Consider the following 23,102-nt stretch of genomic DNA (forward strand, 5'->3'; position numbering starts at 1 on the left):
AGCGGTGGATCAGTTGAAGTAGATGTCGACTGACCCACCGCTTTCGGGAGCAAGCCCCCTCCCACAAGGGATTTGTGTTGTATGCGAAGTTTTGTCTCATTCATGGGGTGAATGGCAGACAACCCGGATCCCTCAACTACGCTTGTGCTCAGCTCCCACATCTATAAGAGGCTGCGCACAATGAGTCTGTCCCAGTTCAAAATCGCTCACAAACTGATCACCGGCGCCGGGGCCATCGAGCAACTGGCGGCGGAACTCACGCGGCTGGATATCGACAACCCGCTGATCGTCACCGACGCCGCGCTGGTCAAGTCCGGCACCGTGGAGCTGGCGCTGTGCCAATTGGGCGGGCGCGAGTACGAGATCTTCGACCGGGTGCTGCCGGACCCGGAAATCGCCATCGTCGAAGATTGCATGCGCGTGTATCGCGAGGGCGGGCATGACGGCTTGATCGGCCTGGGCGGCGGCAGTGCCATCGACATCGCCAAGAGCGTTGCCGCGTACGCCGGCTATCACGGCGCGCTGGAAGACCTGTTCGGCGTCGAGCAGGTGCCGCGCAAAGGTCCGCCGCTGATCGCCATCCCGACCACCGCCGGCACCGGCTCGGAAGTGACCAACGTCGCCATCCTCTCCGACAAGGTTGCACAACTGAAGAAAGGCATCGTCAGCGACTACCTGCTGCCGGACGTGGCGCTGGTCAGTCCACAAATGACCCTGACCTGCCCGCGCAGCGTCACCGCCGCCAGTGGCGTCGATGCGCTGGTGCATGCCATCGAATCCTATCTGTCGGTCAACGCTTCGCCGATCACCGACTCGCTGGCGCTCGGCGCAATCAAGTTGATCGCCAGGGCGCTGCCCAAGGCCTACGCCAATGGCGGCAACCTGCAAGCCCGTGAAGACATGGCCACCGCCAGCCTGATGGCCGGCATGGCGTTCGGCAATGCCGGGGTCGGCGCGGTGCATGCGTTGGCCTATCCGTTGGGCGGGCGTTTCAACATTGCCCATGGCGTCAGTAACGCCTTGTTGCTGCCGTATGTCATGACCTGGAACAAGATGGCCTGTGTCGAGCGCATGCAGGATATCGCCGAAGCCATGGGGGTGAAGACCGCTCATCTGAGCGCCACCGAGGCGGCGGACAAAGCCGTGCAGGCGATGACCGAACTGTGTGCGGCGGTGGAAATTCCGGCCGGGCTGCGCACTTTCGGTGTGCCGCAAGAGGCGATCCCGGCCATGGCTGTGGAGGCCGCGGGAATCGAGCGTTTGATGCGCAACAACCCGCGCAAGCTCAGCGCTGCGGATATCGAGAAGATCTACCGAGCGGCGTACTGATCATCGCGGTCACGGTGCGCGCACGGAAACTTGAGGTATACAATGCGCGCCATCGTGATTTAGCTCAGAAAAGGTGCGTCATGCAGCCCTTCGTAATTGCTCCGTCGATTCTCTCCGCCGACTTCGCCCGCCTCGGCGAAGAAGTGGACAATGTTCTGGCCGCCGGTGCCGACTTCGTCCACTTCGATGTCATGGACAACCACTACGTGCCGAACCTGACCATTGGCCCGATGGTCTGCGCAGCATTGCGCAAGTACGGCATCACCGCGCCGATCGACGCGCACCTGATGGTCAGCCCGGTGGATCGCATCGTCGGCGACTTCATCGAGGCCGGTGCGACGTACATCACTTTCCACCCGGAAGCCACGCTGCACGTCGATCGTTCGCTGCAACTGATCCGTGAAGGCGGCTGCAAATCCGGGCTGGTGTTCAACCCAGCGACCCCGCTGGACGTGCTCAAGTACGTGATCGACAAGGTCGACATGGTCTTGCTGATGAGCGTCAACCCGGGCTTCGGCGGGCAGAAGTTCATCCCCGGCACCCTCGATAAACTGCGCGAAGCGCGGGCGATCATCGATGCCTCGGGCCGCGACATTCGTCTGGAAATCGACGGCGGCGTCAACGTCAACAATATCCGTGAAATCGCCGCGGCCGGTGCTGACACCTTCGTCGCCGGTTCGGCGATCTTCAATGCGCCGAACTATCAGGAAGTCATCGACAAGATGCGTTCCGAACTGGCGCTGGCGCGCCCATGAGCGGTTTTGAGCAGCTGTTCCCGGGGCAACTGCCACGGTTGGTGATGTTCGATCTGGATGGCACGTTGATCGACTCGGTTCCCGACCTGGCGGCCGCGGTGGACACCATGCTGCTCTCCCTCGGCCGCAAGCCTGCCGGCATCGAGGCGGTGCGCGAGTGGGTCGGCAACGGCGCACCGGTGCTGGTGCGCCGGGCGCTGGCCGGTGGCATCGATCATTCGGCGGTGGACGACGTCGAGGCCGAGCACGCGCTGGAAGTGTTCATGGAAGCCTACGGCGCGAGTCATGAGCTGACCGTGGTCTATCCCGGCGTGCGCGACACCCTCAAGTGGTTGCACAAGCAGGGCGTGGCCATGGCGCTGATCACCAACAAGCCGGAGCGTTTCGTCGCACCGCTGCTGGATCAGATGAAGATCGGCCGCTACTTCAAATGGATCATCGGCGGCGACACCCTGCCGCAGAAGAAGCCTGATCCGGCCGCGCTGTTCTTCGTGATGAAAATGGCCAACATCCCGGCCTCGCAATCGCTGTTCGTCGGCGACTCGCGCAGTGACGTGCAGGCGGCGAAAGCGGCGGGGGTCAAGTGTGTGGCGCTGAGCTACGGCTATAACCACGGTCGACCGATTGCCGAGGAATCCCCGGCACTGGTGATCGACGATCTGCGCAAGCTAATTCCCGGTTGCCTCGGTACTGCCGCTGAGATAACGTTGCCCGACGCTTCTCAATCTCCTTCTGGAAACGCCATCGTGGTGGTCACCCGCAAACTCTGGATGAAAGTCATCAAGGCCCTGGCCCGCTGGCGTTGGCGCGCCTGACTGGTTCCTGGCCGGCTTGCCGGCGCGTTTGCATACCTGACTGTTAGCACCTCACACCACGAGGCACCTCATGATCCGCGAAGAATTCCTGCGCTTGGCCGCTGACGGCTACAACCGCATTCCGTTGGCCTGCGAAACCCTGGCCGACTTCGACACGCCGCTGTCGATCTACCTGAAACTGGCCGACCAGCCCAACTCCTATCTGCTCGAATCGGTGCAGGGTGGCGAGAAATGGGGCCGTTACTCGATCATCGGCCTGCCGTGCCGCACTGTGCTGCGGGTGCACGACCATCACGTGAGCATCACCGTCGATGGCGTCGAGACCGAAAGCCATGACGTCGAAGACCCGCTCGCCTTCGTCGAAACCTTCAAGGCCCGCTACAACGTGCCGACCATCGCCGGTCTGCCGCGTTTCAACGGTGGTCTGGTCGGCTACTTCGGTTACGACTGCGTGCGCTATGTCGAGAAACGTCTGGGCAAATGCCCGAACCCGGATCCACTGGGCGTGCCGGACATTCTGCTGATGGTCTCTGATGCGGTGGTGGTGTTCGACAACCTCGCGGGCAAGATGCACGCGATTGTCCTCGCTGACCCGGCGCAAGCCGATGCTTACGAGCAGGGGCAGGCGCAATTGCAGGAACTGCTGGAGAAACTGCGCCAGCCGATCACCCCGCGCCGTGGCCTGGATTTCAGCAAGCAACAAGCCGCTGATCCGGTGTTTCGCTCCAGTTTCACCCAGAGCGACTACGAAAAAGCCGTCGACACCATCAAGGAATACATCCTCGCGGGCGACTGCATGCAGGTCGTGCCGTCGCAACGCATGTCGATCGACTTCAAGGCCGCGCCGATCGATCTGTATCGTGCCCTGCGTTGCTTCAACCCGACGCCGTACATGTACTTCTTCAACTTCGGCGACTTCCACGTCGTCGGCAGTTCGCCGGAAGTGCTGGTGCGGGTCGAAGACAACCTGATCACCGTGCGCCCGATTGCCGGCACTCGTCCACGCGGGGCCACCGAAGAGGCGGATCTGGCGCTGGAAGAGGATCTGCTGTCGGACGACAAAGAGATCGCCGAGCACCTGATGCTGATCGACCTCGGTCGTAACGACACTGGCCGGGTTTCGGAAATCGGTTCGGTGAAGCTCACCGAGAAAATGGTCATCGAGCGCTATTCCAACGTGATGCACATCGTCTCCAACGTCACCGGCCAGTTGAAGGCCGGGCTGACCGCGATGGACGCACTGCGGGCGATTCTGCCGGCGGGCACCTTGTCCGGCGCGCCGAAGATCCGTGCGATGGAAATCATCGACGAACTGGAGCCGGTCAAGCGTGGCGTGTATGGCGGTGCGGTCGGTTACTTCGCCTGGAACGGCAATATGGACACCGCGATTGCGATTCGTACCGCGGTGATCAAGAACGGCGAACTGCACGTGCAGGCCGGTGGCGGCATCGTTGCCGACTCGGTGCCGGCACTGGAATGGGAAGAAACCCTGAACAAGCGCCGCGCGATGTTCCGTGCCGTGGCCCTGGCTGAGCAGACCCCGGAAAGCTGAGTTCACACAGTCCCCCTGTGGGAGCGGGCTTGCTCGCGAATGCGGCCTGACATTCAAAATGGATGTTGGCTGATACACCGCTTTCGCGAGCAAGCCCGCTCCCACATTGGATTGTGGTCTGGCATAAAAAAAACGCGGCGCCCTCACAGGCGCCGCGTTTTTTATGCCTACAGATCAGAAATCCAGACTGACCCCCACGTTCACCCCTTGCTGGGTGAAGTCATCATCCTTGCGCACGTTGTAGCTGGCGCGCAACGCCAAATCCTGCGTGAGCTTGTGGCTCACGCCCAGGTTCAGGCGATTGAGGTTGGTCTGCGGCTCGTAGCCTTCGAGGGTAAAGCGATTACCTGGCAGGCTGTTGAGGTTGATGGTCAGATCCTGGCGGTCGTCGTTGTACTCACGCTCGTGAGCGAATTCGCCGAACACTTCGGTCTGCGCGGTGATCTGGTACTTGCCTTGAATACCCAGGCCCAGACGCCGCGAGTTGCGTGACTGGTCATCGAAGGTCAGCGCTGTGGCGTCCGCGCCTTTTTCCGAATAACCATCGACTTCAGTCTTGCCGAAGTCGGCGCTGACAAACGGCGACAGGTGCCACGGACTGCTGGCCTGCTGCGCAATGTCGTAGCCGATACGGCCGCTGATCGCCAGTACATAGCCGTCGGTGTCGCCTTTCTCCCCGCGCTCGTTGACCCCGAGCTGGAATTTACGCTTGAGGCTGTCGTAGTCGAGTTTCCCGGCGGTCATCGCCAGGTCGCCCCACCAGCGATCTTGCTGGTACTGGGCGAACGCGGTGCCCATGTAGGAGTTGAGTTTGTATTCGGAGTCAGCGTCGCCGGCTTCGAGTTTCTGGTGGTAGAGACCCGCGGCCAGACCGACCCGCCAGGCTTCGTTGACGCGATAGCTGCCGCCGATATTCAGGTTATAGCCATTGCCATCGGCACTGGCTGCGCTGTGCTGGCCGTCGAAATCCTGATGTTGGCCGCCACCGGCGACAATCGCCCGCCATTGGCCGATGCCCTGCCAGTTTTCCCAGTCGGCCAGCCATTGATTGCGCAGTTCATCCTGGTGCGCGCGCAAGGCGCCTTGAGCCATTTCCGGCAGCAGGGTCAGTTCCCACGGGGCGGCCAGCAGCGAGTAGGCGTAGTCGGCGATCAGGCGTTGGCCGGCTTCGGTCGGGTGCACCGAGTCGTTGTAGATCAATTTGTACGGATCCGGCGTGGCGCTGTTGATGCCGTATCGGGCGTTCTCGGTGCAGCTGTTGCCGCTGAAGCAGGTGGCGGTCAGGTTCTGGTCGGTGGCGAGACCGAACTGCGCCGGGTTGGCGAACACTTCCTTGAGCAGCACTGGAATGTTCAGCGGGATGATTTCAGCGTTGATGCCCTGCAGCTGGCTGACCAGTTCGGTGTTGAACTGCGCGCTGAGCTGGGAGGTGAAACCCTGCAGCGGCGAGCCGTTGATCGCCGGGGTCAGGCCGATGTCCGGCAGTAGCCAGACCATGATGTATTTGGCGCCGGCGCCTTGCAGTGTGCGTACGCTGTCGGCCAGGCGATCGGCTGCCGAGCTGGCCTGATCGAGGCTGAGCACGCGACCTTGCAGGAAGTCGTTGCCGCCACCGGACAGGTAATACAGCGCGTTCGGATCGGCACGGAAGCCGTTCGACGGCAGGTAACCGGCGCGGGTGCGTTCACCGGTGGCCGACTCCGTGGTGATCGAGTCGAGAATCTGGTCAGTGCGATAGCCGCCGACCGCCCAGTTGTTGCCATCGGGCAGACCTTCGCTGGCGCGTACCGCCGAGGATGAAGAGGCGGTCTGGTTCGGATTGAAACCCAGCTTGCCGCCAATGATCTGGGTGGCATTAAGATCTCGGTTTTCCCCGGTTCCATCCTTGTACAGCGGGCCGGTGCGGTTGGTGTAGCGCTGGGTGGCGCCGGCAGGGCCGCCCGGGTCGCTGAAGGTCCCGGCATCGTTCAGACTGTCGCCGAACACGATGAAGTTGGAATAGGGCGCGGGTGCTGCGTAAGCCTGGGCGCAAGCCATGGCGAGCAGGCATCCGGCAAGCGGTACGAACAACGTCTGTTTGATCATGAGCAAGTCCGTTTATTTATTGTTGTAGTGAACAAAACGACAGTACCAAAAACTTCCGGCCTTTTGCCATCGGTCGCGAACACCCCTGTTGTTTTGCCCCCCGTCAGCCCCGCCATATTGCACGCTCTGCCCAGCTAAGTTACTGTGCCGGAACGTATGAACGAGACCTTCCCCGTGTTGATCGTCAGCAAACTTCTGGATCAAGTCATCAAGGCACACGCCCGTTGGCGTTGGCGCGCCTGAATCTTTTCTGCCGGCCCGGCCGGATCTGTATCGCTTTGCCTTCCTTGCCCGTTTGAAATACCGCTGTGCCGACGCCACCTGTGCGTCCGACATCGTGCAGCGCCCTGCGGGCAAGTCATTCGAAGGCTGTCTCCAAGTCAGAATTCAAGAGGTTCGAAACGCCATGTTGCTGATGATCGACAACTACGACTCCTTTACTTACAACGTTGTGCAATACCTCGGCGAGCTGGGGGCCGAGGTCAAGGTCGTGCGCAACGACGAACTGACCATCGCTGAAATCGAAGCGCTCAACCCGGAGCGCATCGTGGTCTCGCCAGGCCCGTGCACGCCGACCGAAGCCGGCATCTCCATCGAAGCCATCAAACATTTCGCCGGCAAACTGCCGATCCTTGGCGTCTGCCTGGGCCATCAGTCCATCGGTCAGGCCTTCGGCGGCGATGTCGTGCGTGCCCGTCAGGTAATGCACGGTAAGACTAGCCCGGTATTCCACGAGGACAAGGGCGTTTTTGCCGGTCTGAATCATCCGCTGACGGTTACCCGCTACCACTCGCTGATCGTCAAACACGATACTTTGCCCGAGTGCCTGGAGCTGACCGCGTGGACGCAGCACGACGACGGCTCGGTCGATGAAATCATGGGCCTGCGTCACAAGACCCTGAACATTGAGGGCGTACAGTTCCACCCTGAGTCGATCCTGACTGAACAGGGCCATGAACTGTTTGCCAACTTCCTCAAACAAACCGGCGGCACGCGCTAAGGACTCCCATGAACATCAAGACAGCCCTGAGCCGTATCGTCGAACACCTCGACCTCAGTACCGAAGAAATGCGCGACGTGATGCGCGAAATCATGACCGGTCAATGCACCGAGGCGCAGATTGGCGCGTTCATGATGGCGATGCGCATGAAGAGCGAGAGCATCGACGAAATCGTCGGCGCGGTTTCCGTGATGCGTGAGCTGGCCGATCAGGTCGAACTCAAGACCCTCGACGGCGTGGTCGATGTGGTCGGCACCGGCGGTGACGGTGCGAACATTTTCAACGTATCGACGGCGTCCGCGTTCGTCGTCGCGGCGGCGGGTTGCACCGTGGCCAAGCACGGTAACCGTGCAGTGTCGGGCAAAAGCGGCAGCGCCGACCTGCTGGAAGCAGCCGGCATCTACCTGAACCTGACGCCGGTACAGGTCGCCCGTTGCATCGACAACGTCGGCATCGGTTTCATGTTTGCCCAAACTCACCACAAAGCGATGAAGTACGCCGCCGGCCCGCGCCGCGATCTCGGCCTGCGTACGCTGTTCAACATGCTCGGCCCGCTTACGAATCCGGCCGGTGTCAAACATCAGGTGGTGGGCGTGTTTACCCCTGCGCTGTGCCGGCCATTGGCCGAAGTCTTGCAGCGCCTGGGCAGCAAGCACGTACTGGTGGTGCATTCGAAGGACGGTCTGGACGAGTTCAGTCTTGCCGCGCCGACTTTTGTGGCTGAGCTGAAGAACAACGAAATCACCGAATATTGGGTCGAGCCGGAAGATCTGGGCATGAAGAGCCAGAGCCTGCACGGTCTGTCGGTCGAAGGCCCGGAAGCTTCGCTGGCGCTGATCCGCGATGCGCTGGGCAAGCGCAAGACCGAAAACGGCCAGAAGGCTGCCGAAATGATTGTGCTCAATGCCGGTGCGGCGCTGTACGCGGCTGACCTGGCGACCAGTCTCAAAGAAGGCGTGGCACTTGCGCACGATGCTCTGCACACCGGTCTTGCTCGGGAAAAACTCGAGGAGTTGGGTGCCTTTACCGCGGTATTCAAAGTGGAGAATGAGGGATGAGTGTACCGACGGTTCTGGAAAACATTCTGGCGCGCAAAGTCCAGGAAGTCGCCGAGCGCAGCGCTCGCGTCAGCCTGAGCGAGCTGGAAAGTCTGGCCAAGGCGGCCGATGCACCCCGTGGTTTTGCCCAGGCCCTGCTGGCGCAGGCCAAGACGAAGCAACCGGCGGTGATCGCCGAAATCAAAAAGGCTTCGCCGAGCAAAGGCGTGATCCGCGAAAACTTCGTGCCTGCCGATATCGCCAAGAGCTACGAGAAGGGCGGGGCGACCTGTCTTTCCGTGCTGACCGATATCGACTACTTCCAGGGCGCTGATGTCTACCTGCAACAGGCCCGCGCCGCGTGCAAATTGCCGGTGATCCGCAAGGACTTCATGATCGATCCGTACCAGATCGTCGAAGCCCGCGCGCTGGGCGCCGACTGCGTGCTGCTGATCGTCTCCGCACTGGACGACGTGAAAATGGCCGAGCTGGCCTCGGTTGCCAAAGGCGTCGGTCTCGATGTGCTGGTTGAAGTACATGATGGCGATGAGCTGGAGCGCGCACTGAAAACCCTCGACACGCCGCTGGTCGGGGTCAACAACCGCAACTTGCACACCTTCGACGTCAGCCTGGAAACCACCCTCGACCTGCTGCCGCGCATCCCGCGCGATCGCCTGGTGATCACCGAGAGCGGCATTCTCAACCGTGCCGATGTCGAGCTGATGGAAATCAGCGACGTCTACGCATTCCTGGTCGGCGAAGCGTTCATGCGCGCGGAAAGCCCGGGCACCGAACTGCAGCGCCTGTTCTTCCCGGAGCGTGGTGTACCGGTCAGTGGTTCGACCCTCGACTGATCACGTCTTTGCAGGCGCCCGCGTCCCCTGTGGGAGCGGGCTTGCCCGCGAAGAGGCCAGTCAATTCCCTACAGATTCCAGATCTGCCGGAGTTCGTCATGTCGCTGCCAGTCCCTCTCCCCATCGAAGCCGGCCTACAAGCCGAACAAGACCTGTTGGCCTCGATCTGCGCCGGCGATGCCGAATTCGGCCTGCTGTTCTGGCAACCCAGTGATCGCGCCTTGGTCATGCCGCGTCGCCTCAATCGTCTGCCCGGTTTCGAGCATGCCTGCGAAGTCTCCGCTGCTGCCGGTTGGCCGGTATTGCTGCGGGAAACCGGTGGCGAACCGGTCCCGCAATCCGCTTCAACCATCAACATCGCGTTGGTCTACGCCCCGCCCCGCAGCGAGGGTGATTTGAACCGCATCGAAACCGGCTACCGGCGTCTGTGCGATCCGATCTGCGAGTTGCTGGATGAGTTGGGCGGCACGTCGTCGTTGGGCGAAATCGCCGGCGCGTTCTGCGACGGTCGCTTCAACGTCAATCTCGATGGCCGCAAGATGGTCGGCACCGCTCAGCGCTGGCGCCAGAGTCAGGGTGGTCAGCGTCCGGTAGGGTTGGTGCATGGGGCGATGCTGATGGATAACGAGCGCGAGTCGATGGTCGCGGCGGTCAATCGCTTCAACGAGGCTTGCGGTCTGGAGCAGCGGGTACGGGCCGAAAGCCACATCGCCCTGCATGAGAAGTTCGTCGCGCCAACGGCTTTGGCGCGTCTTGATGAGCTGTTTCGACTGATGCTGGCGCAGGTCTACAGCGCCTGAGTAGCGCGCTTAGCGCGTGCCGAAGACCACCATGGTCTTGCCTTTCACATCGACCAGGTTGCGTTCTTCAAGATCCTTGAGCACGCGACCGACCATCTCCCGCGAACAACCGACAATCCGCCCGATTTCCTGACGCGTCACCTTGATCTGCATGCCGTCCGGGTGGGTCATCGCGTCAGGTTGCTTGCACAACTCCAGCAGGCAACGGGCCACGCGACCGGTGACATCGAAGAACGCCAGGTCGCCGACCTTGCGCGTGGTATTGCGCAGGCGTTGTGCGATTTGTCCGCTGAGAACGTAAAGAATGTCTGGATCCTGCTGCGACAATTCGCGGAACTTCACGTAGCTGATTTCGGCGATTTCACATTCAACCTTGGCCCGCACCCAGGCACTGCGCTCCTGCTCCTGACCCGCTTGTTCGAACAGGCCCAGCTCGCCGAAGAAATCCCCGGCGTTGAGGTAGGCGATGATCATTTCGCGACCGTCGTCATCTTCGATGAGGATCGTCACCGAACCCTTGATGATGAAGTACAGCGTGTCCGAGCGATCGCCGGCGCAGATGATGTTGCTCTTGGCCGCATGGCGACGGCGCTGACAATGCATCAACAGCTTGTCGAGGTTCTTGATTTTGGGTGTGGGGGTAATAGCAACCATGGTTGTATCCCGAAAAGACTGCACGGTGATGTTTGATTTTTTATGAGGCGCTGAAGGCGGTCGCTACACAGGCTGACAATTGGCGCCAGCGAATTGGCGCCAGCTTACCAGACACTTCGTCGAAAATTCGAGAAATTACCTACACCGCAGAGGCATCCGTCCTAGGAACGCCAAGCGCTGTCAGAGCAAGGGCCTGTGCTAAGCTGGCGACCCTTTTTTCTACAGTGGAGTCTTGGCGATGAAGGCACGCATCCAATGGGCTGGCGAAGCCATGTTCCTCGGCGAATCCGGTAGCGGTCATGTCGTGGTCATGGACGGTCCGCCGGACGCCGGTGGTCGTAATCTGGGTGTTCGCCCGATGGAAATGCTCCTGCTGGGCGTTGGTGGTTGCAGCAACTTCGACGTGGTCAGCATCCTGAAGAAGTCGCGTCAGGCGGTTGAAAGCTGCGAAGCGTTCCTCGAAGCCGAACGCGCGACCGAAGATCCGAAGGTGTTCACCAAGATCCACATGCACTTCGTGGTCAAGGGCCGGGGCCTGAAAGAAGCCCAGGTCAAGCGCGCCATCGAACTGTCTGCCGAGAAGTATTGCTCGGCCTCGATCATGCTCGGCGCGGCCGGCGTGGCGATCACTCACGATTATGAAATCGTCGAACTCGGCTGAGCCGACATTCAACTATCATAAAAGCAGTGCAGACTCTGGCGATCCCTCGCTGACGTCTGCATAATGCGCCACTTTTTTCAGGGCAGTGATCGGTCAGCCGACGGGTCATCCGCCTGAACAGATAACCAAAATCGCCATCGCGAAGAGGTGTTAACCGTCCTACGCAGGTGCGTTGTTCGCACTTGACGGGCATGCTTGATCACGCGGCTGCGCCGCATACATAGAGAGTTTTTAACGGTGAAAAGCAAACTCAAGCTCCACGGGTTCAATAACCTGACAAAGACCTTGAGCTTCAACATCTATGACATCTGCTACGCGGAAACCCCGCAAGACCAGCAGGCTTACGTCGAGTACATCAATCAAGAGTACAACGCCGAACGCCTGACGCAGATTCTCACGGAAGTTGTCGAAATCATTGGTGCCAACATTCTGAACATTGCCAGTCAGAATTATGAGCCTCAGGGTGCCAGCGTCACGATTCTGATCTCGGAAGAGCCGGTGACCCCGACTGACAGCCAGATCGAAGAGTCCCCGGGTCCATTGCCCGAAATCATCCTTGCCCACCTCGACAAGAGTCACATCACGGTGCATACCTATCCGGAAATCCATCCGGACGCCGGTATCGCGACGTTCCGTGTGGACATCGACGTGTCGACCTGTGGTGTCATTTCACCGCTTAAAGCGCTCAACTTCCTCATTCACCAGTTCGATTCGGACATCGTGACCGTGGATTACCGTGTGCGCGGCTTCACCCGTGACGTTGAAGGCAACAAGCACTTCATCGACCACGAGATCAACTCGATCCAGAACTACCTTTCCGAAGACACTCGCGACGCGTACCAGATGACCGACGTGAACGTGTACCAGGAAAACCTGTTCCACACGAAAATGCTGCTGAAGAACTTCGAACTGGACAACTACCTGTTCGGCGACGCCACCAGCAATCTGTCGTCCGAGCAACGCGCTCAGGTGACCGAGCGTGTGAAACACGAAATGCTGGAAATCTTCTACGCGCGCAACATGCCGACGTAAGATTCCCGGGCACAAAAAAGGCGACTACCGTGCGGTAGTCGCCTTTTTTATTACCGAAACAGAACCCTGTGGGAGCGAGCTTGCTCGCGAAGGGGCCCTGCCAGACAACACTGAAGTCAGATCCTGTAGGTACTCTTGGTCATCACCTTCGCCAACAGACTCATCCCGAACTTCACCGGCGCCGGAAAGCGGAAACCACCCGCATCCAGTGCACTCTCCGCATGATGTTCTTCATCAATGCGCATCTGCTCCAGAATCGCCCGGGACTTCTCGTCCTCGGCCGGTAATTGCTCCAGGTGTTCGTTCAAGTGCTTGCACACCTGATGCTCAGTGGCCGCGACGAAACCGAGGCTGACCTTGTCACTGATCAGGCCGGCCACAGCGCCGATGCCGAACGACATCCCGTAGAACAACGGATTAAGCACACTGGTATGGCTGCCCAGTTGATGGATGCGCTGTTCGCACCACACCAGATGGTCGATTTCCTCTTCAGCGGCGTGTTCCATGGCGGCACGTACCTGCGGCAACTTGGCGGTCAGCGCCTGCCCCTGGTACAGCGCCTGGGCGCAGACTTCACCGGTGTGGTTGATGCGCATCAGGCCGGCGACATGGCGGGTGTCTTCGTCGCTCATCTGCACATCCGGCTGCACGATGGCGGGTGACGGGCGGTACGGCTGGCCACTGAAGGGCAGCAGGGTGCGCATCGCGGCATCGGCTTGCAGCAGAAGACGGTCAATCGGCGAGTAGTGACGTTGGGTAGTCATGCTGACCTCCGGGAAAAATCTCGACGGCCAGTTTAACCGAATCGGCCGGGGAAGGTTTGCGCTGGGTCATTGCCATGCAGAGAGCACGGTGGTGTTTTTGTGGGAGCGGGCTTGCTCGCGAAGACGTCGGCACATTCAAAGTATCAGTGCCAGACAATCCGCTTTCGCGAGCAAGCCCGCTCCCACAGGGGCTGATGCAGTGAATCAGCCCGGTGGCCAGTTCATCTGACGCTGACCGAGTACGTGCATATGAATGTGATAGACGGTCTGCCCACCTTGTTCATTGCAGTTCATCACGACCCGGAAGCCTTCCTCGCAGCCCAGCTCCAGTGCCAGACGCTGGGCAGTGAACAGGATGTGCCCGGCCAGTGCCTTGTCGTCTTCGGTCAGGTCGTTGAGGGTACGCACCGGTTTCTTCGGGATCACCAGAAAATGCACCGGTGCCTGAGGAGCGATGTCGTGGAACGCCAGAACCTGGTCGTCTTCGTAAATGATCTTGGCCGGGATCTCCCGGTTGATGATCTTGGTGAACAGAGTATCCACTGCTGTTTTCTCCGTTGTGTGGGCTGGCCTGAGTGTACGCATGGGGAATGCCCCCGCCCAGTGTTTTGCCGTAGGACAGTTCAGCGCGGGCAGTAAGCCTTGTTGACCATGCCGACAAGGGTGCGATTGAGCCAGCGCGAGCCGAGGCGTGGCAGGAAGGCGAACCAGCGATTGCGCCTCCCGGGAATGATGATGGCGCGGTTTTTTTCCAGCGCCCGCACGGTGTACAGCGCGACTTCCTCGGGACTCATCAGCAGCTTGCTGTCCTTGAGTTTGTCGCTGTTGAGCTGCGCCGTGCGGAAAAATGCAGTGCGGGTCGGGCCGGGGCAAAGCACCGAAACCTTGACCGCGCTCTGTTTGAGCTCCACTCGCAGGGCTTCGGAGAAGTGCAATACGTAGGCTTTGCTGGCGTAATAAGTGCTCATCCACGGACCGGGATTGAAAGCCGCCACCGAGGCGACGTTGAGAATCTGCCCGCCGCCCTGCAGCGCCATGCTGTTGCCAATGGCGTGGCACAGGCGGGTGAGGGCGAGGATGTTGACTTCGATCAGGTCCTGCTCGGTCATCCAGTCCTGGGCGAGGAATGGGCCGCAGGTGCCGATGCCAGCGCAATTGACCAGCAGATCGATCTGCCGGTCGCCTTCTTCCAGTTCCAGCAGGAACCCGGACAAGCGCAATGGCTCGCCCAGGTCGCAGGCGCGGAACAACACCTCCACGCCAAAACGCTGGGTCAGTTCGATCGCGATACTTTCCAGCTGATCACGCTGGCGAGCCACCAGAATCAGGCTGCGGCCGCGCCGGGCCAGAGCTTCAGCCAGGGCCAGGCCGATGCCGCTGGAGGCGCCAGTGATCAGAGCGTAACGGGTCATGCAATTCTCCATCGCAACAGCTCCGCGCCAGCGACGCAGGTGTCACGGCGGGGAGCGCTGTTCATTCTTTCGCAGAGTCTACAGGGGCCGGGGCCGCTTCGGCTGCATCGTCCACGGAATTCGCCGGTTCAGTCTCGACCTCGACTTCATCGGTGGTGACCGAGCCGCTTTCGTAGCTGCTCTCAAGGTTGCTTTCGTATTCCTGCTGAATGGCCGAGATGCCGCCGAGCATGCCGCCGGCAAATACCAGGGCGAAGAACACGATCCACAACGAGCACAACACTTTGACCGCGGTACTGTTGGGTGGCGGCGGCGGGCCGTAGCGGTTGGCGCCAGTGTTGCCCGGCACGACCATGATCACCAGCGGGAAGAAACTGCCCACGAACGGCACCAGGTTCAGCAGCCACAGCCAGCCGGACCATCCGATATCGTGCAGGCGCTGCACGCTGAACAGGATGCTGACAATGATGAAGCCGAGGAACAGGAAGAACGCGAATATCCCGCCGATGATCAGACCGGTGGTGGAGTCGCCGCTGACCAGTCCGAGCGCGAGCAGAGCGAATATGCCAACGATCGGCAGGGTCACCAGGCTCAGTACCATCGTCCAGGCCAAAAACCGCAGGCGACCGATCCGGCCTTCAACGCTGAAGGGCTTGAGCACAGCGAAGGCCGGCAGGCTCTCGCCAACGTCGGCGCGTGGTGGTGCGTAGGGGGAGGCTGGTTCTGCAATGACGGGCTGATGTTCGTGCACGTCCGCCAGATTCAGCTCGATTGCCGTTTCCGCCTCGATCCGCGCGTCGATCCCGGTTTTGCTCAGTGCTTGCAGATACGTCTGCGCATCACTGTGAGTCAGGTCGCGCTTGAGGGCGACGGTGCTGCCGTTGAACAGGCGCTCGATGGCAGCGACATCGCTTTTGAACAGGGCCGCCAGATTGAGCTTGGCGGTGGTGAGATCGACGCCGGGCTGCAGAGCACCGTCGAAAACGATCTTGTAACGAGGTTCGCTCATGGTCGGGGCATCCTTGTCGCGAATCAATTGAAGGTCAGCAAGTGTAAGGCCAGTCGGTCGATCACTGGCCTGATTTTTCTCGGCGCGGCCAGCGTTTGGGCAATTGCGCCGCGCGTTCCAGCGCCTGACGATATTCCGCGTCGAGCCGGGCGATCAACTGGTCGACGCTCGGCAGGTCGTCAATCTGGCCTACGCCCTGGCCGGCCGACCACACAGTCTTCCAGGCCTTGGCTTCGTCGTTGATCGGCTTGAGCTTGTCACCGAAGTTGACTTCGCCCTTGCCTTGCAGCGCGGCCATGTCGAAACCTGCCGCCTCCAGGCTTTGGCGCATGAAGCTGGCCGGTACGCCAGAGACGGCAGGAGTATGAATGATGTCCGCCGCTTTGGCCGTCAGCAGCATGTCCTTGTAGGCGTCAGGCGCATGACTTTCGGTGGTGCCGATAAATCGCGTTCCGAAGTAGGCCAGATCCGCGCCGAGCAGTTGTGCGGCCAGGATCTCATGGCCGTGGTTCAGACATCCTGCAAGCAGCAGGGTTTTATCGAAGAACTCGCGGATCTCGGCGATCAGCGCAAACGGGCTCCAGGTCCCGGCATGGCCCCCGGCGCCCGCCGCAACGGCGATCAAGCCGTCGACTCCGGCTTCGGCGGCCTTCTCGGCATGCCGGCGCGTGGTCACATCGTGGAACACTAGACCGCCGTAGCTGTGCACGGCATCGACCAGCTCCTTCACCGCGCCGAGGCTGGTGATGACAATCGGCACCTTGTGTTCGACGCAGATGTCCAGGTCCGCCTGCAGGCGCGGGTTGCTGTTGTGCACGATCAGGTTCACGGCATACGGCGCCGGGTTGTCCAGTGTCGCCAGGCCCGTTTCGATCTCCTCCAGCCAGGCCTTGAAACCGCTGCTTTCACGTTGGTTCAGCGCCGGGAAACTGCCGACCACGCCGTTACGGCAGCAGGCGAGTACCAGCTCCGGGTTGGAGATCAGGAACATCGGCGCCGCCACTACCGGCAGGCGCAGACGTTGTTCGAGCAGAGCGGGCAGCGACATTGGAAATCCCCCGAGGTGTTATGCCTGTATAGAAGTTAGAACGGCTTGACCACGACCAGAATTACGATAGCCAGCAATATCAGAACCGGCACTTCATTGAACCAGCGATAAAAGACATGGCTGCGGGTGTTCTCGCCACGGGCGAAGCGTTTTACCTGCGCACCGCACATGTGGTGGTAACCGATCAGCAAGACCACCAGGGTCAGCTTGGCGTGAATCCAGCCGCCCATGCTGAAGATGCCCGGATTGAGGTAGATGAGCCAGCCGCCGAAGATTAGCGTGGCGATCATCGCCGGGCCCATGATGCCGCGATACAGTTTGCGCTCCATGACGCTGAAGCGTTCCTTGTTGATCGCGTCTTCACTTTGCGCGTGATAAACGAACAGCCGGGGGAGATAGAACAGCCCGGCAAACCAGCACACGACACTGACGATGTGAAACGCTTTGATCCACAGATAGAGCATTTTTAGTTATTCCCAGGTTCACGGTAGCCGGGATAGTAGAGGCTTGAGCGTCCGCACGTCACCTTGATGGTTGTCGCAGGGGCGCGCGGCCCCTATTATCGACGGCTTTCCAGTGGGTTCGTTGAGGGCAGGTTTATGGTCAAGGTCGGTATCGTCGGCGGCACGGGTTACACCGGTGTCGAACTGCTGCGTCTGTTGGCACAGCATCCGCAGGCAGAAGTGGTGGTGATCACTTCCCGATCCGAGGCCGGTCTGGCCGTGGCTGACATGTACCCGAACCTGCGTGGCCACTATGACGGTCTGGCGTTCAGCGTTCCCGATATCAAGACCCTTGGCGCTTGTGATGTGGTGTTCTTCGCCACTCCGCACGGTGTTGCCCATGCCTTGGCCGGTGAATTGCTGGCGGCGGGCACCAAGGTCATCGATCTGTCAGCGGACTTCCGTCTGCAGGACGCTGAAGAATGGGCCAAGTGGTACGGCCAGCCACACGGTGCGCCGGAATTGCTGGACGAGGCGGTCTACGGTCTGCCGGAAGTCAATCGCGAGCAGATCAAGAAGGCTCGTCTGATCGCCGTTCCCGGCTGCTATCCAACCGCTACGCAGTTGGGTTTCCTGCCGCTGCTTGAGGCGGGTCTGGCAGATACTTCGCGCCTGATCGCTGACTGCAAATCCGGCGTCAGCGGAGCCGGTCGCGGCGCGTCTGTAGGCTCGCTGTACTCCGAGACGTCGGAAAGCATGAAGGCCTATGCGGTGAAAGGTCACCGTCATCTGCCGGAAATTCGCCAGGGTCTGCGTCGCGCTGCCGGTAAGGACGTTGGTCTGACCTTCGTGCCGCACCTGACGCCGATGATCCGTGGTATTCACTCCACGCTCTATGCGACCGTGGTCGATCGTTCGGTGGATCTGCAGGCGCTGTTTGAAAAGCGTTATGCCAACGAACCGTTTGTCGATGTGATGCCGGCCGGCAGCCATCCGGAAACCCGCAGCGTACGTGGCGCCAATGTCTGCCGCATTGCAGTACATCGTCCGCAGGATGGTGATTTGGTGGTGGTGCTGTCGGTGATCGACAACCTGGTCAAAGGCGCGTCGGGTCAGGCGGTGCAGAACATGAATATCCTGTTCGGCCTGGATGAGCGCTTCGGCCTGTCCCACGCCGGCATGCTGCCGTAACACTTTCGGCAACACAGCAATAAGGCCCGTCAAACGGGCCTTTTTGCATTCTGGGCAGTTGGTCGGGTTTATTGATATACCGTAACAATAGTTGACCGATTTTCTAGGACAAGCGGATAATGCGCGTCATCACGCATTATGGCGGCGTAACGCCGGGAGATAGTCAGCATGAGCGTCGAATCCTTCACCCCCACGGCTTTGCAATTCACCCAAGGTGCTGCGCACAAGGTGAAGAGCCTGGTCGATGAAGAGGGGAATGATCGCTTGAAGCTGCGCGTATTCGTTACGGGCGGCGGTTGTTCGGGGTTTCAGTACGGCTTCACCTTCGATGAGGATGTGGCCGAGGACGACACCATCGTCGAGCGCGAAGGCGTGAGTCTGGTGGTCGATCCGATGAGTTTCCAGTACCTGGCGGGTGCCGAAGTGGACTACCAGGAAGGTCTGGAAGGTTCGCGCTTTGTGATCAAGAACCCGAACGCCACCACGACCTGTGGTTGCGGCTCTTCGTTCTCGATCTGATCGCACCTCGCTACACACAACAAAACGCCGCAGAGCCTTACGGTTCTGCGGCGTTTTTTGTTGTCGGCGTTTTGTTCAGTTGGGGTAAATGGCGCCGAGTATCCGCAGGCCTTTGGCGCCGGTGACGCTCGGACGGTTGGCGGCAATGCCTTCGAGGCAGCAATGGGCCAGCCAGGCGAAGGCCATTGCCTCGACCCAGTCCGGATCGACGCCGTGAGTGGCGGTGCTGGCCACGGTAGCGTTTGGCAACAGGTCGGCCAGACGCTTCATCAGCGTGACGTTGTGAGCGCCGCCGCCGCAGACCAGCATTTCCCGGGTATCGGCTTGAGCGGTTTGCAGCGACTCGACAATGGTCAGCGCCGTCAGTTCGAGCAGCGTTGCCTGGACGTTTTCAGGGGCGAAGCTCGGTAGCTCTGAGAGATGGTGTTCCAGCCAAGGCAGGTTGAACACTTCCCGGCCAGTACTCTTTGGACCTTTGGTCACGAAGAACGGATCGCTGAGCAGCGCTTTCAGCAAGACTGGCTCGACAGTGCCGGTGGCTGCCCACTGACCGTTGCGATCATAGTTCTCGCCGCGTTGCTGATGAATCCAGGCATCCATCAGCACATTCCCAGGGCCACAGTCGAAACCGGCTACAGGCCTGGTCGGCTCAATCAGACTCAGATTGCTGAAACCGCCGACATTCAAGACTGCACGGTTACCGCTACGCTCTTCGAACAAAGCTTCATGGAAAGCAGGCACCAGCGGCGCACCCTGGCCGCCAGCAGCCACATCACGGCTGCGGAAGTCACTGATCACGGTGATGCCGGTCAACTCGGTCAGTAGTGCGGGATTGCCGATTTGCACGGTGAAGCCGCGAGCGGGCTCATGGCGAATGGTCTGACCGTGGCTGCCGATTGCGCGAATGGCTTCAGGTTTGAGTTGCTGCTGATCGAGGAGGGTGTTGATGCCCTGTGCGGCGAGTTTTACCCAGTGCTGCTGGGCGAGCGCCGAGCGGGCGATCTCGTCAGGGCCGCTGGCGCACAGGCCAAGCAGCTCGGTGCGCAGGGATTCGGGCATGGGGATGTAGTGCGTGGCGATCAGTCTGATCGCCGAGGTCTGCTCGATCAGGGCGATGTCCAGCCCGTCGAGACTGGTGCCGGACATCACGCCGATATAAAGAGCCATGGCTTAGCGCTTGCTCGAAGCCAGCATGGTGGCCTTCTCTTGGTCCATGCGGGCCATCAATGGCTGGCTCTGTGCAAGGAAGCGTGCACGCTCGGATTTGGCGATCGGATCAGCCATCGGCAGCTTCTGGCCCAGCGGGTCGACGTGAACGCCGTTGACCTGGAACTCGTAGTGCAAGTGCGGTCCTGTGGACAGGCCGGTGGTACCGATATAGCCGATTACCTGGCCCTGCTTGACGGTGCCGCCGGTTTTCACGCCTTTGGCGAAGCCTTGCATGTGGCCGTAGAGCGTACGGTAGGTGTTGCCGTGCTGAATGATCACGGTGTTGCCGTAGCCGCCGCGGCGACCAGCCAGCAGCACTTTACCGTCGCCGGCAGCCTTGATTGGCGTACCGCGTGGAGCTGCGTAATCGACGCCTTTGTGGGCGCGGATCTTGTTGAGGATCGGGTGTTTGCGGCCCATGGAGAATTTAGAACTGATGCGGGCGAAGTCCACCGGGGTACGGATGAATGCCTTGCGCATGCTGTTGCCATCGGCGGTGTAATAGCTGCTGTTGCCTTGTTTATTGGTGTAACGCACGGCGGTGTAGGTCTTGCCGCGGTTGGTGAAGCGCGCAGACAGGATCGGGCCGGTGCCCACTGCCTTGCCGTTGACCACTTTCTGCTCGTAGATCACGTCGAATTCGTCACCCTGGCGGATGTCCTGTGCAAAGTCGACGTCGTAGCCGAATACGCTGGCCATATCCATGGTCAGACTATGGGACAGGCCTGCGCGGGCAGCGGATTGTGACAGTGAGCTATTGATCACGCCGTGCACGTAAGCCGTGCGAACGGTAGGTTTAGCGGTGACGCGGTTGAACGCATAGCCCTTGTCGTTCTTGGTCAGGGTGATGGTTTCTACGTCGCTGACCTTGCTGTGCAGGCTGGTCAGTTGGCCTTGCGGGTTCAGTTCGAACTCGAGCTTCTGGCCGTGCTTGAGCTGGCTGAACTGTTTGGCTTGTTTGTCACTGGCCAGGACTTCATGCACGGCGGCAGCTGGCAGGCCGACTTTCTCGAATAATGTAGAGAGCGTATCGCCCTTTGAGACGATGACTTCGCGATGTCCCGGGGCTTTCGGTTTTTCCGCAGTCGGAGCAGGTGCAGGTGCGGCCTCAGCGGTTTTCGGGGTGTCTTCGGTGCTGTTTTCGATTTGGGCGAAAGGTGAGGCTACTGGCTCATTTGTGGCTTGAACCGCGTCAGCAGCGTCTTGATCTTGTGTCAGTTGTTCAGCAGGACTTTCCAGTTCAAGGCTCAGGGTCGTCTTTTTGGCTTCAACATCACTGGAAGGGAATACCAGGAGTGCCAGGCTGAGAAGAGCGGCGATTCCACTTGCGGCAAGCAGGTGGGTCTTCGGGTAAAGCGGTGGCGCTTTAGACGGTTCAGTGGTCATAAGTAATTTTGACTTTGAAAAAAGATGAATTGGAAAAGATGAATGACATGATGAAGATGAAATAACTGTATAAAATATAACCAAATCATCCCCGAAGCAAGTCTACAGACAGCCTGTCTGCAGATTGGTGTCCGTGCGCCGGGCAAAACTTGTAATTGGTGCACGATCTTGTATGGTTGGTTCCCTTTGAATCTGAGCCTTGCGGGTCTGTTATGAAGTCGGTTGAAGAGCAGCTAGCGCTGATTAAACGTGGTGCGGAAGAACTATTGGTCGAGTCCGAGCTGATCGAGAAGCTCAAGCGCGGCCAGCCGCTGCGTATCAAGGCTGGTTTCGATCCAACCGCCCCGGATCTGCACTTGGGTCACACCGTGCTTATTAATAAGCTGCGCCAGTTCCAGGAATTGGGGCATCAGGTGATCTTCCTGATTGGTGACTTCACCGGGATGATCGGTGATCCAAGCGGCAAGAGCGCTACTCGTCCTCCTTTGACTCGCGAGCAGGTTTTGGAAAATGCCGAGACCTACAAGTCTCAGGTGTTCAAGATTCTGGATCCGGCGAAAACCGAAGTTGCGTTCAACTCCACCTGGATGGATCAGATGGGGCCTGCGGACTTCATTCGTCTGACTTCGCAATACACCGTCGCGCGTATGCTTGAGCGTGATGACTTCGATAAGCGTTACACCACCAACCAACCGATCGCCATTCACGAGTTTCTCTATCCTCTGGTTCAGGGTTATGACTCGGTTGCTCTGCGCGCGGATGTCGAGTTGGGCGGTACCGATCAGAAGTTCAACTTGCTGATGGGGCGTGAGCTGCAGCGTGGATATGGCCAGGAAGCTCAGTGCATTCTGACCATGCCACTGCTAGAAGGTCTGGATGGCGTGAAGAAGATGTCCAAGTCGTTGGGCAACTACGTCGGTATCCAGGAAGCGCCAGGTGTGATGTACGGCAAGCTGGTCTCGATCCCGGATGCGTTGATGTGGCGTTACTTTGAGCTGCTCAGCTTCCGTTCGATGGATGAGATCGATGCCTTCCGTGCGGATGTAGAGGCTGGGGCTAACCCGCGCGATATCAAGATCAAGCTGGCAGAAGAGATTGTCGCTCGCTTCCACGGTGAGGAGGCTGCCGCCAATGCGCATCGCGCTGCTGGTAACCGTATGAAGGATGGTGAGCTGCCGGATGATCTGCCGGAGATTGAGCTGGCTTCTGCTGAAGATATGCCGATTGCGGCCGTCCTTAATAAGGCGGGCCTGGTGAAGAACTCGGCGGCTGCGCGTGATCTGTTGGCTTCCGGTGGTGTGCGTGTGGATGGTGAGGTGGTTGATCGCTCCTTTATATATGTACTGGGTGCGACCCACGTTTGTCAGGCGGGCAAGAAGGCATTCGCGCGCATCACGCTGAAATCTGAATAAAGTTGGATCTAGGGGTTGACGGCGAATTTTAGAAGTCTATAATTCGCCCCACTTCCGGCGCAGTCGAAACGGAAAACTCCTTGAGATTCAATGAGTTACACAGTTTTCGACAGTGGCTTGCTTCAGTTCATCGAG

General features: G+C 59.8%; 23 protein-coding genes. 13 read left to right on the forward strand and 10 right to left on the reverse strand.

Going from position 1 to position 23,102, the window contains the following annotated elements:
* The first annotated feature begins 180 nt into the window (after positions 1-180).
* The 4 genes from NTD85_RS23780 to trpE all read left to right on the forward strand — a co-directional run bounded on the left by NTD85_RS23780 (position 181) and on the right by trpE (position 4,451).
* The gene (locus tag NTD85_RS23780) at positions 181-1,329 is read left to right on the forward strand and encodes an iron-containing alcohol dehydrogenase (RefSeq protein ID WP_262143355.1); all 1,149 of its coding nucleotides are present in this window, start codon (positions 181-183) and stop codon (positions 1,327-1,329) included.
* 80 nt (positions 1,330-1,409) lie between these two features.
* On the forward strand, positions 1,410-2,084 hold the full coding sequence (gene rpe, locus NTD85_RS23785; RefSeq protein WP_003228808.1) for a ribulose-phosphate 3-epimerase: 675 nt from the start codon (positions 1,410-1,412) through the stop codon (positions 2,082-2,084).
* Positions 2,081-2,899 (forward strand): phosphoglycolate phosphatase, encoded by an 819-nt coding sequence (locus tag NTD85_RS23790; RefSeq protein ID WP_103484973.1) that lies wholly within the window; start codon positions 2,081-2,083, stop codon positions 2,897-2,899. Before rpe ends, NTD85_RS23790 begins: the two co-directional genes overlap by 4 nt.
* A 70-nt stretch (positions 2,900-2,969) precedes the next feature.
* Positions 2,970-4,451: an anthranilate synthase component I gene (gene trpE, locus NTD85_RS23795; protein ID WP_003228804.1), complete on the forward strand. Its 1,482-nt coding sequence runs from the start codon at positions 2,970-2,972 to the stop codon at positions 4,449-4,451.
* A 174-nt stretch (positions 4,452-4,625) separates the two neighbouring features.
* On the opposite strand, the gene estP is transcribed toward trpE, so the two are convergent.
* The gene (estP, locus tag NTD85_RS23800) at positions 4,626-6,536 is read right to left on the reverse strand and encodes an esterase EstP (protein WP_262143356.1); all 1,911 of its coding nucleotides are present in this window, start codon (positions 6,534-6,536) and stop codon (positions 4,626-4,628) included.
* A 406-nt stretch (positions 6,537-6,942) separates the two neighbouring features.
* Between estP and NTD85_RS23805 the strand changes: the two genes are divergently transcribed.
* The 4 genes from NTD85_RS23805 (at position 6,943) to NTD85_RS23820 (ending at position 10,227) form a co-directional block, all read left to right on the forward strand.
* Positions 6,943-7,536, forward strand: coding sequence for an aminodeoxychorismate/anthranilate synthase component II (locus NTD85_RS23805; RefSeq protein WP_003228801.1), 594 nt, complete (start codon positions 6,943-6,945; stop codon positions 7,534-7,536).
* An 8-nt stretch (positions 7,537-7,544) separates the two neighbouring features.
* Positions 7,545-8,594 carry an anthranilate phosphoribosyltransferase gene (gene trpD, locus NTD85_RS23810; protein WP_003228800.1) on the forward strand — a complete coding sequence of 350 codons (1,050 nt, stop codon included), beginning with the start codon at positions 7,545-7,547 and terminating at the stop codon, positions 8,592-8,594.
* The gene (gene trpC, locus NTD85_RS23815; RefSeq protein ID WP_262143357.1) at positions 8,591-9,427 is read left to right on the forward strand and encodes an indole-3-glycerol phosphate synthase TrpC; all 837 of its coding nucleotides are present in this window, start codon (positions 8,591-8,593) and stop codon (positions 9,425-9,427) included. The genes trpD and trpC overlap by 4 nt, the downstream gene beginning before the upstream one ends.
* 98 nt (positions 9,428-9,525) lie before the next feature.
* The gene (locus NTD85_RS23820) at positions 9,526-10,227 is read left to right on the forward strand and encodes a biotin/lipoate A/B protein ligase family protein (RefSeq protein ID WP_103520813.1); all 702 of its coding nucleotides are present in this window, start codon (positions 9,526-9,528) and stop codon (positions 10,225-10,227) included.
* A gap of 9 nt (positions 10,228-10,236) precedes the next feature.
* On the opposite strand, the gene crp is transcribed toward NTD85_RS23820, so the two are convergent.
* Positions 10,237-10,881 carry a cAMP-activated global transcriptional regulator CRP gene (gene crp / locus NTD85_RS23825; protein ID WP_003228797.1) on the reverse strand — a complete coding sequence of 215 codons (645 nt, stop codon included), beginning with the start codon at positions 10,879-10,881 and terminating at the stop codon, positions 10,237-10,239.
* 238 nt (positions 10,882-11,119) lie between these two features.
* Here crp and NTD85_RS23830 point away from each other — a divergent pair, with 238 nt between their 5' ends.
* Together NTD85_RS23830 and speD are read left to right on the forward strand one after the other, a co-directional pair.
* A complete protein-coding gene (locus NTD85_RS23830) occupies positions 11,120-11,542 on the forward strand; it encodes an OsmC family protein (RefSeq protein WP_003228794.1) in 423 nt (140 codons plus the stop codon).
* A gap of 237 nt (positions 11,543-11,779) precedes the next feature.
* Positions 11,780-12,574 carry an adenosylmethionine decarboxylase gene (speD, locus tag NTD85_RS23835; protein WP_003228791.1) on the forward strand — a complete coding sequence of 265 codons (795 nt, stop codon included), beginning with the start codon at positions 11,780-11,782 and terminating at the stop codon, positions 12,572-12,574.
* 116 nt (positions 12,575-12,690) lie between these two features.
* On the opposite strand, the gene coq7 is transcribed toward speD, so the two are convergent.
* The 6 genes from coq7 to hemJ all read right to left on the reverse strand — a co-directional run bounded on the left by coq7 (position 12,691) and on the right by hemJ (position 17,271).
* The gene (gene coq7 / locus NTD85_RS23840; protein WP_027610738.1) at positions 12,691-13,338 is read right to left on the reverse strand and encodes a 2-polyprenyl-3-methyl-6-methoxy-1,4-benzoquinone monooxygenase; all 648 of its coding nucleotides are present in this window, start codon (positions 13,336-13,338) and stop codon (positions 12,691-12,693) included.
* A gap of 204 nt (positions 13,339-13,542) precedes the next feature.
* Positions 13,543-13,881, reverse strand: a complete 339-nt coding sequence (locus NTD85_RS23845; RefSeq protein ID WP_127647765.1) for a histidine triad nucleotide-binding protein — start codon at positions 13,879-13,881, stop codon at positions 13,543-13,545.
* 80 nt (positions 13,882-13,961) lie between these two features.
* Positions 13,962-14,750: an SDR family NAD(P)-dependent oxidoreductase gene (locus NTD85_RS23850; protein WP_045122654.1), complete on the reverse strand. Its 789-nt coding sequence runs from the start codon at positions 14,748-14,750 to the stop codon at positions 13,962-13,964.
* A 61-nt stretch (positions 14,751-14,811) separates the two neighbouring features.
* Positions 14,812-15,759 carry a DUF805 domain-containing protein gene (locus NTD85_RS23855; protein ID WP_262143358.1) on the reverse strand — a complete coding sequence of 316 codons (948 nt, stop codon included), beginning with the start codon at positions 15,757-15,759 and terminating at the stop codon, positions 14,812-14,814.
* 61 nt (positions 15,760-15,820) lie between these two features.
* Positions 15,821-16,807 (reverse strand): NAD(P)H-dependent flavin oxidoreductase, encoded by a 987-nt coding sequence (locus NTD85_RS23860; RefSeq protein WP_262143359.1) that lies wholly within the window; start codon positions 16,805-16,807, stop codon positions 15,821-15,823.
* A 35-nt stretch (positions 16,808-16,842) separates the two neighbouring features.
* Positions 16,843-17,271 (reverse strand): protoporphyrinogen oxidase HemJ, encoded by a 429-nt coding sequence (gene hemJ / locus NTD85_RS23865; protein WP_262143360.1) that lies wholly within the window; start codon positions 17,269-17,271, stop codon positions 16,843-16,845.
* Positions 17,272-17,406: 135 nt separating this feature from the next.
* Between hemJ and argC the strand changes: the two genes are divergently transcribed.
* Both argC and erpA read left to right on the forward strand, forming a co-directional pair.
* The gene (gene argC / locus NTD85_RS23870; RefSeq protein WP_047296942.1) at positions 17,407-18,441 is read left to right on the forward strand and encodes an N-acetyl-gamma-glutamyl-phosphate reductase; all 1,035 of its coding nucleotides are present in this window, start codon (positions 17,407-17,409) and stop codon (positions 18,439-18,441) included.
* Between the two features lie 168 nt (positions 18,442-18,609).
* Complete coding sequence (gene erpA, locus NTD85_RS23875) at positions 18,610-18,960, forward strand: iron-sulfur cluster insertion protein ErpA (RefSeq protein WP_003228776.1); 351 nt, start codon at positions 18,610-18,612, stop codon at positions 18,958-18,960.
* Positions 18,961-19,035: 75 nt separating this feature from the next.
* On the opposite strand, the gene NTD85_RS23880 is transcribed toward erpA, so the two are convergent.
* Positions 19,036-20,127, reverse strand: a complete 1,092-nt coding sequence (locus NTD85_RS23880; RefSeq protein ID WP_262143361.1) for an anhydro-N-acetylmuramic acid kinase — start codon at positions 20,125-20,127, stop codon at positions 19,036-19,038.
* Positions 20,128-20,130: 3 nt separating this feature from the next.
* On the reverse strand, positions 20,131-21,555 hold the full coding sequence (locus NTD85_RS23885) for a peptidoglycan DD-metalloendopeptidase family protein (RefSeq protein WP_103484981.1): 1,425 nt from the start codon (positions 21,553-21,555) through the stop codon (positions 20,131-20,133).
* A 212-nt stretch (positions 21,556-21,767) separates the two neighbouring features.
* Between NTD85_RS23885 and tyrS the strand changes: the two genes are divergently transcribed.
* Positions 21,768-22,967, forward strand: coding sequence for a tyrosine--tRNA ligase (tyrS, locus tag NTD85_RS23890; RefSeq protein WP_003228770.1), 1,200 nt, complete (start codon positions 21,768-21,770; stop codon positions 22,965-22,967).
* The last annotated feature ends 135 nt before the right edge of the window (positions 22,968-23,102 follow it).

The sequence above is a fragment of the Pseudomonas sp. 13B_3.2_Bac1 genome (assembly GCF_025466205.1).
Lineage (GTDB): Bacteria > Pseudomonadota > Gammaproteobacteria > Pseudomonadales > Pseudomonadaceae > Aquipseudomonas > Aquipseudomonas fluorescens_H.